Genomic DNA, 14,073 nt, shown 5'->3' with positions numbered 1-14,073 from the left:
TCCGTGATCGTTCCGGCCGCGTACGGCCATTCCCCTTGCTCCGTTGCCTGAGGCTCTTCCCTATTCGTCCAGAATCAGCGCACGTGCCTCGCAGCGCGGATCAGAAGCCAGCAGGCCATTTTCCTTGAGGTAGGCGCGGCCCTGACGTGCAAATTCCGCATGGCTCACATCACTTCGGATACCGGGGCAAAAATCTTTAGCCAGCTCAAGGGAATCGGCATCGACCACGTTGCCACGGAAGAAAGGCCACGCACGGCAGATGTCCGGCTTGGCAATGTGCACGCCGCATCCCTTGCCCTGCACAAAGAAGGTGCAGTAGCCGTCTTCTCCCACACGGATGAACAGCTTCTCCCCCTTACGCACGCCGTGGCGTTCCGCAAACTCTTCAGGGGTCAGGCCAAGATGGTCGGCAATGCGGTCCAGATCCTTGGGGCTCACCACAATACCGCCTTCGCCAAGGCAGCAGTGGCCACACATCTTGCAGTCAAAGGCTTCCGCTTCCCCTGCCATGGTCATATCGTCATTCAAGCTCATATGATTCAACTTCCTGAAATAACAGCAATCAAAAGAATTATCGACAAAAAAGAACGGTATTCGTCATGCTACGCGCCGGAAACGATTGGTGCCAAACGGTCTATGCCGGACCTTTTATGCCCAGCCGCTGCAACTCGACCATGATGCATTTGTCTTCGACAACCCGCACCCCCCTTTCCGCCATCAGCCTGCCCGCACCCTGATTGCGGATGCCCGACTGCATCCAGAAAATCGAGGGCAGCGTTGCCAGCCTGCAGACTTCCTCTGCATGTGAAAGACAGAATTCGGATGCGCGGAACAGGTTCACCACATCCACAGGCACGGGGATATCCAGAATGGAGGTATAGGTCGGCAGGCCCCACACGTTCTTGCGAATGGGGTGCACCGGAATGACGGTGTAACCGGCCGTGATGAGATAACGCCCGACCATGTCCACAGGCTGTCCCGCCTTGTCCTTGGCCCCGATAACGGCAATGGTGCGGACGTTCCGCAGAGCATCGCGCAAGGTGTCGTCAAATAGCATAACGTTCCTTCAACCTTACTTTCCTTTTCAATCCATCTTGCAGCCGAGCATACGCCGCAGTGCGGGGAAGCGCAATCGCACCGACAGCCCTCAGACCACATTGCAGCAATACAATATGAATACATACTGCGCCGTCAGGAGACGGGCATTGCGATTTCATGAGGCATCACTTACAACAGCTCCACTGGCGTCTCAGGGCCACAGCCCCGCAAGGCATTGCAGCCCAACCCGCGAAGCGCACCGGCTGCCACGACGATTAAACGCAAGGAGCATATTGTGACCCGACATACCGCCATAGAAGTCATCCCGTCAAAAGAACTGGAAAAACGCCATGCCCGCTGCCGCGCCCTGCTGGAAACCCACGCCCCGCAGGCTTCAGGCATGCTCGTTTTTGCGCGGGTGAACATCTATCACCTCACAGGCACTCTCGGCAACGGCCTGTTCTGGCTGCCGAAGGAAGGAGCCCCCGTTCTGCTCGTCCGCCACGGCATTGAACGATGCAGACTGGAAAGCCCGCTGGAGCACATTCACAGCTTCCGTTCCTACGGCGACATTGCCAAGGTCCTGCACGAAGTAGATTCTCCCCTCGGCGATACGGTCGCCGTGGAATATTCCGGCCTGACATGGCAGCTCGGTGAACTGCTGCGCGCCAAGCTCGCCGACAAAACCTTCGTTTCCTGCGACACCATTCTCACCTTGGCCCGTTCGGTAAAAACTCCATGGGAGTTGGCCAAGCTGCGTCTTGCCGGTCAACGCCACCATGAAAGCCTGCACAGGGAACTGCCCAGACTCATCCGCCCCGGCATGAACGAGCGCGAAATATCGCACCGCGCGTGGGATGTATTCTTTGCGCGCGGCCATTCCGGCATCCTGCGCATGAACGCCTTTGGCGAAGAAATATTCCTCGGCCATGTCTCTGCCGGTGAAAACGGGAACTATCCCAACCACTTCAACGGCCCCCTCGGCGTCAAGGGCGAGCATCCCGCCACGCCGTACATGGGCTATTCCGGCACGGTATGGAAAAAGGGCTCCCCCCTCGCCGTGGACATCGGCTTCTGCCTTGAGGGCTACCATACGGACAAGACCCAGCTGTACTGGTCCGGCAAGGCCGACAGCATTCCGGACAGCGTGCGCCGCGCCCATGACACCAGCATTGCCATTCAGCACCATGTTGCGGAACGCATGCGCCCGGGAGCCATTCCTTCCGAGATCTACCGTGAGGCGGTGCAGATGGCCGACAAGGCCGGATTTGCCGAAGGCTTCATGGCGCTGGGCAAAGGCAAGGTTCCTTTCGTGGGACACGGCATAGGGCTCGGCATTGACGAATTTCCCGTGCTGGCCAACAAGTTTGACGCGCCCATGGAAGCGGGCATGGTCATGGCTGTTGAACCCAAGATTGGCATTGAGGGAATCGGCATGGTGGGCGTGGAGAACACGTTTGAAATCACCGAGAACGGCGCCGCGTGCATCACGGGCGATGAATACGACATGGTTTGTGTGGAGTAGTCCTGTCAGGGCTTTCCCAGCCCCCTCATGTTACGAAATACAAAAGGGCACGCAGCAATGCGTGCCCTTTATCATGCTCTCCTGTCGCCGCCGCTAGGCCGCCCCGGATTCGAGATATTCCATAAAGCGCTCAACCACTGGGTTACTCCTCCCTGCAGGCCATGCCCAGTACATTTCAACAGGGGGCAGCGCAGACCGCAAGGGAACAAAGCGCACCCCTTTATACCCCGCCCGCGCAAGAGAAGCCGGCACAAATGCTACGCCCACTCCGGCGGCAACAAGCGCCAACGTTGTTGATTTGGTGCTGACCTCCTGCTCAATTCGGGGGCTGAAGCCCGAACCTTGGCAAGCGGCTATGACGGCATCATACAACGCCTCCCCCATGGAACGAGGAAAGAGGATAATGGAGTCATCGCGCAGGTCAGCCATATCGATGCCCACCGATGCGGAAAGCGGATGTTCTTCCGGCAATGCCGCCACATAGGCATCCCTGCAAAACAGGCGCACCTGCACACCGGCGGGCAATGCGCCATGCAACCTGACCACAGCCAGACCAAGCGATCCCTCCCTGAGCATGGATAACAGCCGGACGGAGAGCTCCTCTTCAAGCAGCACGCGCACATGCGGATGCTCCCGCCGGAATTTCTGCAGAACATCCGGCAAGCCAGCCGCCACGGCCGGCCCCATACAACCAAGCCGTAATACGCCGGCTTCGCCTCTCGCTGTTCGGCGCGTGAGCGTCATGGCCTGCTGCACACCGGCAAGAATCTGGCGGCATTCTGCCAGAAACACCTCTCCGGCGGCTGTCAGACGCACTCCGCGCCTGTTCCGTTCCAGCAAGACAACACCCACTTCCGCCTCCAGCTTCTGCATGGCCACACTGAGCGGCGGCTGCGACATGTACAATCGTTCCGCCGCCCTCCCGAAGTGCAGGGTTTCCGCCACTGCGACAAACTGTTCCATCAACCTCAGTTCCACACGGTCACCATACATGAAATGTATTACAGATTGAGAAAAACGGTATTGGATAAATAACAGAGAGACGAGCACTGTGCAATGAAACCCAGTCAGGAGGTATCCATGAAAACGAACACCGCAGCAGCATCTACGACAACCCCATCCATGACGGACGCATCAGACCATGAGCGGGGAATAGCTATCTTCAACGCCATGCTTCCGGACATGCCGGAAAAACTGAAGACAGCACTTGGCCCCGTCGCGCCGGACATGGTCCGTTTTATCATCGATGTGGCCGGAGGCTGCGTCATTGCCCGCCCGCAGCTTGATCTGCAAAGCAGGGAGGTGGCCACAATCGCTGTTCTGGCGGCTATGGGCAATGCCGCGCCTCAGCTGGCCGTCCATATACGTGGAGGGTTGGCCTGCGGATTGACGCCGCAGCAGGTTGTGGATGTCATCTATCTTGTTGCCGTATTTGCAGGCTTTCCGGCTGCGCTGAATGCCATTGCCGTGGCAGGCGAGGTGTTTGCCACCCACACGCCGGATTTCACCCCCAAGGAGGAAACGCTTTCCCCCGAAGAGAAACGCCGGAGGGGACTCAAAACCTTGCACGCGACCAGCGGAGAGGCCGGAACAAATGTGCTACGGGCAATGCAGGGCACCATTCCGCTGCTGGCAGACCTGCTGGTTGACTTCAGTTACGGCGAAGTCATCGGCCGCCCCGCTCTTTCCGCTGAGCACAAGGAAATAGCCATGATCGCGGCAAGCTGCGGTCGTGGCGGCATGCTGCCGCAACTCAAGGTGCACGTGCAGGCGGCGTTGAATGTGGGAATGACGCAGGAGGCCATTCTGGAACTGCTTGTACAGATGGCTATCTATGCGGGATTTCCTGCCGCCCTTAATGGCATCACTGCAGCCAGAGAAGTGTTTGATCAGCAGAAACGCTGACCGGAAGGGAAGAACGGAGATAAAAATCAAGGCGCCCCGCGTTACCGCGAGGCGCCTTAAATGTGGTGGGGCATCAGGGATTCGAACCCCGAACCAATTGATTAAGAGTCAACTGCTCTACCGTTGAGCCAATGCCCCAAAATATTATTGTGTCGCCAAAGGCGTTGTAAGCGTGGTGGGGCATCAGGGATTCGAACCCCGAACCAATTGATTAAGAGTCAACTGCTCTACCGTTGAGCCAATGCCCCACGCTATTTGTGCCGCTGCGGCTGAATCTCTTCGACCCGCGGCGGAGATGGAACCTATGTGGAAGACCCGTTTCTGTCAACATTATTTTGCAAATTTTTTGCAAAAACCCCATAAGAGACTCATGCGACGCACACAACCACTCACAATCCCTACTCCCGCCATGGTTTCCGGCCGGTTGGCCGGAACAATCCAATACAGCATCATCTCAGCCCTGCTCGTTTTCCTGCTGCAGGCAGCTCTCCCCATGCACGCGGCTGCCCAATCTTCAGAGCTGCCGGTAACGTTCAAGGGAGAGGTCTTCCGGATCGAAACGCCGCTTCCCGTTTCCGGCGCCGCCCTGCCCGCATCACAAGACAGGGCAGCGGAGCTCCCCGCTTCCGGCATTCTTGCAACGGTCTGGATCACTCCGCTCAAGGGCTACCATTTTTATGCCAACGACCCGGGCGACACTGGGCGCCCGACGGAACTTATACCAGACAGCCTCCAACAGGACATGACCATTCTGTATCCGGAAGGTATCGCAGCCAAGGATGTCTTTGATCCCACGGCCACGGTCATGATTCATGAAGAAGCCACACCGTTCTTCATTCACCTTCCCACGTATGACGCAAAGGGCGCACTTCCCATCACAGTCCGCCTGCTGCTCTGCTCCGACAGCAACTGCTTGCCGGTGCAGAAGAAACTGACCATTGAATGGGACGATTCCACAACTGCGCTTGCCACGGCCGAATCCCAGCCATGGTGGCCCACTCTTGCACAATACAAGGCCGTGACAGCAACCGCAGGGGGCCAGACAGCCTCTGATGAAACTGAAAACGCAACCGGACTGGCCAAGGAACTGGGCGTGGCCCTGCCATCCGCCTCCGGCACATCGCCCCTCGGTTCTTCCGCTGCTGAATCAGGCACATTGCAGACTCCCGCCCAAACCGGCAATGCCGTTACTGCCGTACCATTGAAGAACAGCCTTTCAGCGCCAGACGGAAGCCCATTTTTCTCGGAAACAAAAGGGTATGCACTTTCCCCGCGCTACCATCTCCAGTCGCTGGAGGTTACCACGCTCGGCACTGCCATCGCGTTCGGTCTGCTCGCCGGATTCATCCTCAACTTCATGCCCTGCGTTCTGCCCGTCATCAGCCTCAAGCTCTCCTCGCTGGTGTCCGCTTCCGGCATCATTGATGAACGCAAACGCATGGCCAGCTTCAGAGAACACAACATATGGTTCGCCATGGGCATCATGGTCTGGTTCTTGATGCTGGCGACCATTTTCTCCGCAGCGGGCACCGCATGGGGCCAGCTATTTCAGGACGAACGCCTCGTAACAGGGCTGATGCTGCTGATGTTCGCACTGGGGCTCTCCACCTTCGGCATCTTCGAGCTGCCCATGCTCAATCTGCACGGAAGCGCCTCGCAGGAAAACGGCAAATGGAGCGCCTTTTCAACCGGCCTGCTGGCAACCCTGCTGGCAACCCCGTGCAGCGGCCCCTTCCTCGGCGGCGTGCTGGGCTGGGCCTTTCTGCAACCGCCACTGGTGGTTGCGACCATCCTTCTCGCCGTGGGCACAGGCATGGCCATTCCCTATGCAGGCATGGCCATTTTTCCCTCACTGGTCCGCCACTTCCCCAAGCCCGGCAGTTGGACTCTTGTGCTGCAACGCCTTGTGGGATTCTTCCTCATGGGCACCACGGGGTACCTGCTGACCATCCTGCCCGCGGAAAAACTGCCCTTCCTGCTGGCTGTGTTGTGGGTCACTGCCGTTGCAGCGTGGGTTTGGGGCAACTTTGCCGACTTCAACGCACCACGCCTGCAGCGCATCCTCATCAGACCTCTGTGTGTGGCGCTTATCGCCATTCCGCTGGCCTACGGCAATACCCCCACCGCAACGGTCAAACCATGGAAGCCTTTCACGCAGCAGAGCTTTCTCGCTGCACTGGGCAACGAAAACATCATGATTGATTTCACCGCAGACTGGTGCCCCAACTGCAAGATTCTGGAGCATACGGTGCTCACCGCGAACAATCGCGCCCGCTGGGCAGAAAAGTACGACATCACCTACATCAAGGTGGACCTGACCCGTCCCAATGAAAAAGGACAATCACTGCTCAACGCACTGGGGTCGCAATCCATCCCCGTTGTGGCCCTGTTCCCCAAAGGCGGCAGAGCCGGTGAACCAGTGGTCCTGCGCGACCTGTTCACGACAGAACTTGCCGACTCGGCCCTTGAGGATGCCTTCGGCGAAAACTGACGCGCACAGGCCGCCATCAGTCGGCATGCCTTTGCAAAAGACGTAGCGTCTGCCAAAAAAAACGCCGCCGGAACCCATGGGGTCCGGCGGCGTTATACGTTTCGGAAATAACAGAGCAGCTACAAGCCGCAGCGCACCATATGCTCCTGCATGGCTTCCCACACTACATCGGGAGAGAGCCCCTCAAGACAGGCATAGCCCTTCTCGCAGGAATTCCGGTTGCAGGGCTGGCAGTCCATTCCCAGAGACACCTGCGTATGCTCCGGAGCGGGAAAGGTCCACGCAGGACTGGTAGCACCCAGCACGATGAAAGAAGGCACCCCGAGTGCCACGGCAATGTGGCGGGGCGAGGAGCAGTTGCCGATGTGCAGCACGGCCCGTTCGATGCAGGCTGCCATCTCGCGCAGAGAGATGATCTCATCCGGAAGGATGACGGCTTCAGGACGCGGGCAGGCCTCCAGCACGGCACGGGCATCTTCCAGCTCGCCGGGGCCGTACAGCAGCAGGAACCGCAAATCGGGATGCGCCTCTGCCGCCTTGGCAATCAGAGCGGCATAATATCTGGCAGGCCAACGACGGGTGGCGCGCCGGTGCGTGGGGTCCACAGTGATAACGCGGTGCTCCTCGGTCACCCCGTAACGAGCGAGGTAATCGGCGGCAAAACGACGTTCAGCGTCCGTAAGATACAGGCGCGGCGGTTCACTGTTCCACTCTATGCCCAGCGGCCTCAGTACGCTGGCCTTGGCCATGGCAGAATAGCCATCAAGAGGCTTTACGGTGTGTGTGAAGAGCCAGCGGTTATACCATTCCGGCGTGTAGCTCAGGCGAACCGGAGCAGCGGAGAGGCCCACCACCCACCGGCAGCGGGGAAGCTGCTGAAAGTCCACGACGATATCATAACCCTGACGCGCAACAGTCCAATAAAAAGCCAGCTCCTTGAACAGGGTGTTCAGCCGACCTTTGTCTATGGCCCAGACCTTGCCCACATCCGGATTGTTTTCCAGCATGGGCAGGCACTTCTTTTCCGTCAGCACATGTATCTCGGCATCGGGGAAACGGCGCTTGAGCAGCGAAATGGATGCCGTGGCCAGCAGCACGTCACCTATCTGGCGCAGTTGGCAAACCAGAATCCGGCGCACGTCGGCAGGATTGATATTGATGAGAGAAACCTCTCCGGCAGATACCGGGGAGGCTGAATGGGCTGAATGCACGCGTCACTCCATATATGATGTGTTGCCAGCGATACTGGGTTACTGCGCCCCCGTCAATTGCAACCTGCCGAATGCCGTAAACAGGCAGACAGGTGCGAAGCACAGCAGCGCCTTTTCAGGTCCTGAAATACAGGCGCCCCCGGGAGGGTCGGTTCCCGGGGGCGTATTCTAATTCGGGCGCGGTGATGTCCGGCACGGACAGGCAGGCAGATATCTTTCGCAGGGGATAATGCCTTAACCGACAAAACGCCTGACTATGCCGACTTTCGCTGCCAACGAAACATCACATGGTGCGCTCGAATCATTACCGGCTGAATTTGGAAACCTGAAAGAAGCTCTCGTCGGAACAATTCACTTCGTTCGGGTTGGTACGGCAACGGAAGAACATCATCAGGAGGAAGTAGGCGGAAAACGCCAGGAAGGAAAAGGAGATGAAGCTCTGTTCCATTGCGGGATCAGTGAACACGGGCATGACAGCGGAAACGAGTTCCGGCGCGGTCTTCACGAAGTAGCGTACGGCAAGGAATACCCAGGTCCATGCCACGTAGAAAGAAAGATAGTCGTTGATCTTGGAAACACAGAAGGGACGCAGTTCGTACGAAGACGAAGAAGGATCGGTAACAACGCCCTTGGAAGGATGATACAGACGGTTCACGCCTGCGTCAGTGCGCTTCACCATGGTGTGCGTCTTGAACAAGGGGCCGAAGGCACCGTCTTCAAGGGTATGCACAATGCGGCACCACTTCTGCTGGTTGTATTTGCTGCCCTGCGTGATAGCTACCCACGCAAAGGAAATGACGGCACCGATGCAGCAGACAATGAATTGATGAAAAGAAGGGTTCTGCATGGTGGCGTTGGTTACGAAAAGGCCGGAAAAAGAAAGCGCGATAAAGGTCCAGAAAAATACAGACTTCTTCCAGTACATTTCCTTTTCGTAACGGAAGTTGTCCAAAGCGGCCTGAAGGGCCATGGTCTTGCGTGCTCCGGCAGGTTGACAGTCTCCACCCGCTACGCTTTCAGCGCAGCCCTCGCCGAAGAACGCTTCCACATATTCCTGCGGAGATAGCGTCATCATGGTAATAATCCTCACCCGTTGTTTTGTGCTTGTCGAGCCATGCGCCAAAAATTGTTTGCATGCTCAAACTGATATTTGCACCCTATCTCCTACTTGGCAAAATCTGTCAACCTACTTGTGAAAATTATTATAAATAAAGAAATCAGCATATTATTATAAGGCCAGTTTTTGACTCGTTTTGCAACATAGCAAAAAAACTGAATATTCAAACAATTCAAAAACAACAGGCATACCACACTTTTTTTGAGGCTCCGCCACATTTTGCTGCTATGCCGAGTCATCATAAAATGAGTTGCCTCACCTGATGCAGTGAGCAGAACACCTTCCGTCTGCGTTGCCAGTCAGCCGTCCCGATCATGAGGGAGAGAGAGGGGGGGGCACAAAAAAAGCGCCGGATGAACCGGCGCTTGATCAGGCATATTCGCGTGGTGGAGAAACGATGCGAACTAGAGGCGCTCCCAGATAAGAGCAGCCCACTCACCGTCGATTTCACGGCGGGCGGCAGGCAGTCCCTGCGCAACATAGACTTCTTCCACACTGTCGGCCTGCGTTGCGAGCAAGCCGGAAAGTACGAGGCAACCGCCGGGAGCTACCCGGGCAATGATGTCTGCGGCAAGATCCTTGAGCGGCTGGGCGAGAATGTTGGCCAGCACCACATCAAAAGATTCGGCCGTGTAGTCCGCGCTCCCCTTGGCAACGTCAAAATGTGCGGCCACGTCGTTGATCTCGCGGTTCTCCTCGCTGTTCTCGACTGCAAGGGTGTCGATATCCACGCCCAGCCCCTTGAGGCCAAGCTTGGCGCAGCCGATGGCGAGAATGCCGGAACCGGTGCCGATATCGAAAAAGCTCATGCCTTCACGGAGGCGGCCTTCTTCCGCCAGCTTGGAGACGCAGGCAAGGCACAGGGCGGTGGTGGGATGATGCCCGGTACCAAAGGCGGTCTTGGGCTCGATAACAATAGGAATACGTCCTTCAAGCTCCATATCCGTCATCCAGGGAGCGATGACCATGAACAGGTTGCCGACCTTGACGGGAGTGAAATATTCACGCCACGCCATGGCCCAGTTCTGGTTTTCCACCTCGTCGCGGTCAACCTGTGCATCCGGAACGAAGCTCCTGAGTTCGGCGAGAAACTCCTCGCAGAAGGCGGGGTTCTCCACATACACACGATAACGTATATCGCCAGTGGGCAGGGTTTCTTCCTCCCAGCCGTATTGCAGCTTGCTCACCAGCGCCACGGTGGCGAGGTCCTGCATTTCCTCGGGAACGGTTATGTCCAGCTTGATCAGATTTTCCATGATGTATTTATCCTCGTGCTTGGTAACGTGCCATCTTGCGCTCCAGCCTGCGGCTGAAGGACGTGAGCACATAGCAGATGATAAAGTACATCACAAGGATTGTCAGGTATATCTCCATGGGAGCGGACAACGTGCGGTTGTTCACCTGCTCCGCTGCACGGGTAAGTTCAACAACGCCTATGACATAGGCAAGCGAGGTATCCTTGGTGAGCGAGACGAACTGGTTCACGAAGGAAGGAATCATGTTTCGCAGTGCCTGCGGCAGAATGACGTGGCACATGGCCTGAAAATGCGTCAGGCCCGTAGCGCGGGAGGCTTCCATCTGTCCCTTGGGTAACGCCAGCACGCCGGCGCGGACAATTTCTGCCACATATGCCGCCGTAAAGACGATAAAGGAAATGATGACCGAATCCCACTCCGGCAAGGCTTTGCCGAGAAACACGGGAAACATGAAATAGAACCACAGAATGAGCATGAGCAGCGGTACGCCGCGCACGATCTCGATATACACCAGCGCGGGATACTTGAGCCACCAGCGCTTGGAAAGACGCATGAGGCCCACGGCAAGTCCGAGCCAGAACGCACCAAAAATGGACACAAGGGCCAGAATGATTGTCAGGGCTATGCCGCCCAGAGGCCCTTCGGGATAGGCGCCGAAGAGCAGGTAGTCAAAGTTGTCGATCACTACATTCCATTGCATGCCAGTACCCCCTTAGCCTGCCATGCGCAGGAAATGCTTGTTGTACTGGTTGATGGCGAGTGAAACCAGCAAAGAGATCGAGAGGTATATCAACATGTTGATAGTAAACGCCTCGAAACCTCGGAACGAGTAGGACTCGATCTGGCGCGCCATGTAGGTCAACTCTGCAACACCGATGGTCATGCACAGCGAAGAGTTCTTGATCAGGTTCAGCGACTGGGAAATCAGCGGCGGAATGATGATACGGAAAGCCTGCGGCAAAATGACGTAACGCATGGCCTGCACGAAGGAAAGACCGCAGGCACGGGACGCTTCCAGCTGATTCTTGGGAATGGAATTGATGCCGGAACGGATTTCTTCCGCAATGAACGCGGAGGTATACACCGTCAACGCGATAACGCCCGCGGCAAATTCGAAATCCCGCTCATAAAGCCATTGCAGCACGGGACGGGGAAGAAGCCCGTCCGAACCGAAATACCAGAAGAAAATCTGCACCAGCAACGGCGTATTGCGGAAGAACTCCGTATACGCAGCGGTAAACCACACAAAGGGTTTGAACCGCGTAAGGCGCATAACGGCGATAACGGTACCTATGACAAGGGCGAGAAACAGGGATACCGCCGAAATCTGGCAGGTAACCACCACCCCTTTAATGATCCAGTCCAGATACTCACCGGACAGGACAACATTCCATTGGAATTGATAATTCAAAACGAGCCTCGAAAGCATGAAAAACGGGGAGCGCGGGAGATCCGCACTCCCCGTTGGTTAGTCAAGGACTAGGGCCACAGTTCCATGGTCCAGGTCAGGGGCATGTAGTACTTGGTGTCGGGGCCGAGCCACTTGTCGTAGACGGCCTTGTATTCACCGGAACGCCACATGTCGTTCAGGGACTTGTTGATGAAGTCACGGAAATCGGAATCGTTTTCGGCAATACCCAGAGCGTAAGGCTCAGCAGAGATGGCGTCACCAACGATAGACCACTTTGCCGGTTCGGGGTCGGAACCCTTCAGGCCGACGAGGATAACGGAGTCGGTGGTCACGGCAGCGGCCTTGCCCTGCTTCATGGCCAGCATGGCCTGCGGGTATTCGTCAAAGGCCAGAACCTTGCAATCGGGCTGAGCGGCAAGGATGTTCTTTTCGGAAGTGGAACCCTTAACGGTGGCAACCTTCTTGCCCTTCAGGTCGGCAACGGAGTTGATACCGGAATCGGCGGCAACCAGCAGCTTCTGGCCGTCCATGAAGTAGGTGATGGAGAAGTCGATAACTTCGTCACGCTCATGCTTGTGGGTCATGGTAGCGGCAGCGATATCAATGGAACCCTGGGTTACCATGGGGATACGGGTAGCGGAGGTAACGGTCTTCAGCTCAAGACCTACGCCCAGCTTGTCGGCAAGAGCCTTGCAGATGTCGACATCAAAACCGACAAGCTGCTTGGAAGCTTCATCAACATAGCCGAAGGGAACAACAGAGTCCTTCACGCCGCACAGCAGCGTGCCGCGGGTCTTGATTTCATCGATCTTGCCGGCGAAGGCAACTGCGCTGGAAAAGACCAGACAAAGAGTCACTGCGATCAGTATCAAACGTTTCATGCCTAAACTCCCTCACGAGTAAGCTGTTACGGACGTGCACAATGCACTGCCCTGTCCATGCCAGTTATCCTAAAGGATTTCCTTGAGGAAAGCCTTTGTACGGTCGTGCTGGGGATTGGTGAAGAAGTGCTCGGGAGTGCCCTCCTCCACTATCGCGCCTCCATCCATGAAGATGACTCTGTCCGCCACTTCACGCGCAAAGCCCATTTCATGGGTTACGCAGAGCATGGTCATGCCGTCGCGGGCAAGATCCTTCATGGCGTTGAGCACTTCGTTGATCATCTCGGGGTCAAGAGCCGAGGTGGGCTCGTCAAAGAGCATCACCTTGGGCTTCATGGCCAGCGCACGGGCAATGGCCACACGCTGCTGCTGACCGCCGGAAAGTTCTATGGGGTATTTCTTGGCCTGATCGTGAATACCCACGCGGGCCAGCAGCTCCATGGCGATGGATTCGGCCTGACTCTTGGGCATTTTGCGGACCTTAGTGGGAGCAAGGGTCACGTTATCCAGCACAGAGAGGTGCGGATAGAGGTTGAACTGCTGGAACACCATGCCCACTTCGGTACGCAGTTCATTCACATTCACATCCTTGTCATGGATGTTCTTGCCCTCCAGAAGGATTTCGCCCTTCTGAATCTCCTCAAGCCGGTTGATACAGCGAATAAAGGTGGACTTGCCCGAACCGGAAGGACCGCAGATGACCAGCACCTCGCCCTTTTCCACGTTCTGACTTACATTTTTGAGAACATGAAAATCGCCGTACCACTTATGGATATCCTTAATCTCGATCATCGCCATGATGAAACTACCTATCAATCCCTCAAATCAGATGTCCCACCGCAAAAAACGGAGGACAGGTGTGTGAACCCGGAACCCGCACCACAAAAAAGAAGCTGCGCGGCTCTGCACAGTTTCCGTTTAGCTACAACGGCTCTTCAAAGATTAGCCGAAATCATCAGTTTCCGGTGACAAATCAGTGGAGTTTGATCGTTTTTGTAGACAAGGGGAGGTACGGCTGTCAAGACAAACAATTTACACTTTTGTCAAAACAACATCTTTACAGGCAGTTATACACAAAAGAAGCCCCTTCACAGAACAGGCGAATTGCCCGGAAGGAGCATTTCCCCCTAGCAAAACGGGGATTGAGCGAACGTTCAAAAAATAGCCAAAAAAATGAATTCTTCAGAATCACACCTTTTCGGCGCATGAAATGTGCAACTTTGGAACTGAATTTGACA

13 protein-coding genes and 2 tRNA genes are annotated in these 14,073 nt (G+C 56.3%); 3 read left to right on the top strand and 12 right to left on the bottom strand.

The features are described 5' to 3' along the window. Positions 1–60: 60 nt before the first annotated feature. Positions 61–534 (bottom strand): YkgJ family cysteine cluster protein, encoded by a 474-nt coding sequence (locus N1030_RS00415; protein WP_265826986.1) that lies wholly within the window; start codon positions 532–534, stop codon positions 61–63. A gap of 100 nt (positions 535–634) precedes the next feature. Beyond that, positions 635–1,057: a CoA-binding protein gene (locus N1030_RS00410; protein ID WP_265826984.1), complete on the bottom strand. Its 423-nt coding sequence runs from the start codon at positions 1,055–1,057 to the stop codon at positions 635–637. 276 nt (positions 1,058–1,333) lie between these two features. On the opposite strand from N1030_RS00410, the gene N1030_RS00405 reads away from it, so the two are divergent. Further along, positions 1,334–2,563, top strand: coding sequence for a M24 family metallopeptidase (locus N1030_RS00405; protein WP_265826983.1), 1,230 nt, complete (start codon positions 1,334–1,336; stop codon positions 2,561–2,563). Between the two features lie 93 nt (positions 2,564–2,656). Here the strand turns inward: N1030_RS00405 and N1030_RS00400 are convergent, their stop codons facing one another. Continuing rightward, positions 2,657–3,541 (bottom strand): LysR substrate-binding domain-containing protein, encoded by an 885-nt coding sequence (locus N1030_RS00400; RefSeq protein ID WP_265826982.1) that lies wholly within the window; start codon positions 3,539–3,541, stop codon positions 2,657–2,659. A gap of 102 nt (positions 3,542–3,643) precedes the next feature. On the opposite strand from N1030_RS00400, the gene N1030_RS00395 reads away from it, so the two are divergent. Continuing rightward, entirely contained in the window at positions 3,644–4,468 is an 825-nt protein-coding gene (locus tag N1030_RS00395; RefSeq protein ID WP_265826981.1) for a carboxymuconolactone decarboxylase family protein, read from the top strand. Positions 4,469–4,531: 63 nt separating this feature from the next. Here the strand turns inward: N1030_RS00395 and N1030_RS00390 are convergent. Both N1030_RS00390 and N1030_RS00385 read right to left on the bottom strand, forming a co-directional pair. After that, positions 4,532–4,606: transfer RNA gene (locus tag N1030_RS00390), tRNA-Lys, on the bottom strand. 35 nt (positions 4,607–4,641) lie between these two features. Continuing rightward, positions 4,642–4,716: transfer RNA gene (locus N1030_RS00385), tRNA-Lys, on the bottom strand. Between the two features lie 122 nt (positions 4,717–4,838). Between N1030_RS00385 and N1030_RS00380 the strand changes: the two genes are divergently transcribed. Next, positions 4,839–6,959 (top strand): cytochrome c biogenesis protein CcdA, encoded by a 2,121-nt coding sequence (locus N1030_RS00380; RefSeq protein WP_265826980.1) that lies wholly within the window; start codon positions 4,839–4,841, stop codon positions 6,957–6,959. Positions 6,960–7,078: 119 nt separating this feature from the next. Here N1030_RS00380 and N1030_RS00375 read toward each other — a convergent pair whose 3' ends face one another. From N1030_RS00375 to N1030_RS00345, 7 genes are all read right to left on the bottom strand, one after another. Then, positions 7,079–8,098 carry a glycosyltransferase family 9 protein gene (locus N1030_RS00375; RefSeq protein ID WP_265829111.1) on the bottom strand — a complete coding sequence of 340 codons (1,020 nt, stop codon included), beginning with the start codon at positions 8,096–8,098 and terminating at the stop codon, positions 7,079–7,081. A gap of 376 nt (positions 8,099–8,474) precedes the next feature. Next, the gene (locus N1030_RS00370) at positions 8,475–9,245 is read right to left on the bottom strand and encodes a RipA family octameric membrane protein (protein WP_265826979.1); all 771 of its coding nucleotides are present in this window, start codon (positions 9,243–9,245) and stop codon (positions 8,475–8,477) included. Positions 9,246–9,691: 446 nt separating this feature from the next. Next, positions 9,692–10,543 carry a 50S ribosomal protein L11 methyltransferase gene (locus N1030_RS00365; RefSeq protein WP_265826978.1) on the bottom strand — a complete coding sequence of 284 codons (852 nt, stop codon included), beginning with the start codon at positions 10,541–10,543 and terminating at the stop codon, positions 9,692–9,694. A 7-nt stretch (positions 10,544–10,550) separates the two neighbouring features. Next, positions 10,551–11,243, bottom strand: coding sequence for an amino acid ABC transporter permease (locus tag N1030_RS00360; RefSeq protein ID WP_265826977.1), 693 nt, complete (start codon positions 11,241–11,243; stop codon positions 10,551–10,553). A 12-nt stretch (positions 11,244–11,255) separates the two neighbouring features. Next, positions 11,256–11,954, bottom strand: a complete 699-nt coding sequence (locus tag N1030_RS00355) for an amino acid ABC transporter permease (protein ID WP_265826976.1) — start codon at positions 11,952–11,954, stop codon at positions 11,256–11,258. Positions 11,955–12,022: 68 nt separating this feature from the next. Next, positions 12,023–12,835 carry an ABC transporter substrate-binding protein gene (locus N1030_RS00350; RefSeq protein ID WP_265826975.1) on the bottom strand — a complete coding sequence of 271 codons (813 nt, stop codon included), beginning with the start codon at positions 12,833–12,835 and terminating at the stop codon, positions 12,023–12,025. 69 nt (positions 12,836–12,904) lie between these two features. Beyond that, positions 12,905–13,633, bottom strand: a complete 729-nt coding sequence (locus tag N1030_RS00345; protein WP_276038081.1) for an amino acid ABC transporter ATP-binding protein — start codon at positions 13,631–13,633, stop codon at positions 12,905–12,907. Between the last annotated feature and the right edge of the window lie 440 nt (positions 13,634–14,073).

Source organism: Desulfovibrio mangrovi (assembly GCF_026230175.1).
In the GTDB taxonomy this organism is placed as follows: domain Bacteria; phylum Desulfobacterota; class Desulfovibrionia; order Desulfovibrionales; family Desulfovibrionaceae; genus Halodesulfovibrio; species Halodesulfovibrio mangrovi.
Note: the sequence above shows the minus strand (reverse complement) of the source record. Positions and strands in the feature narration are given on the sequence as shown.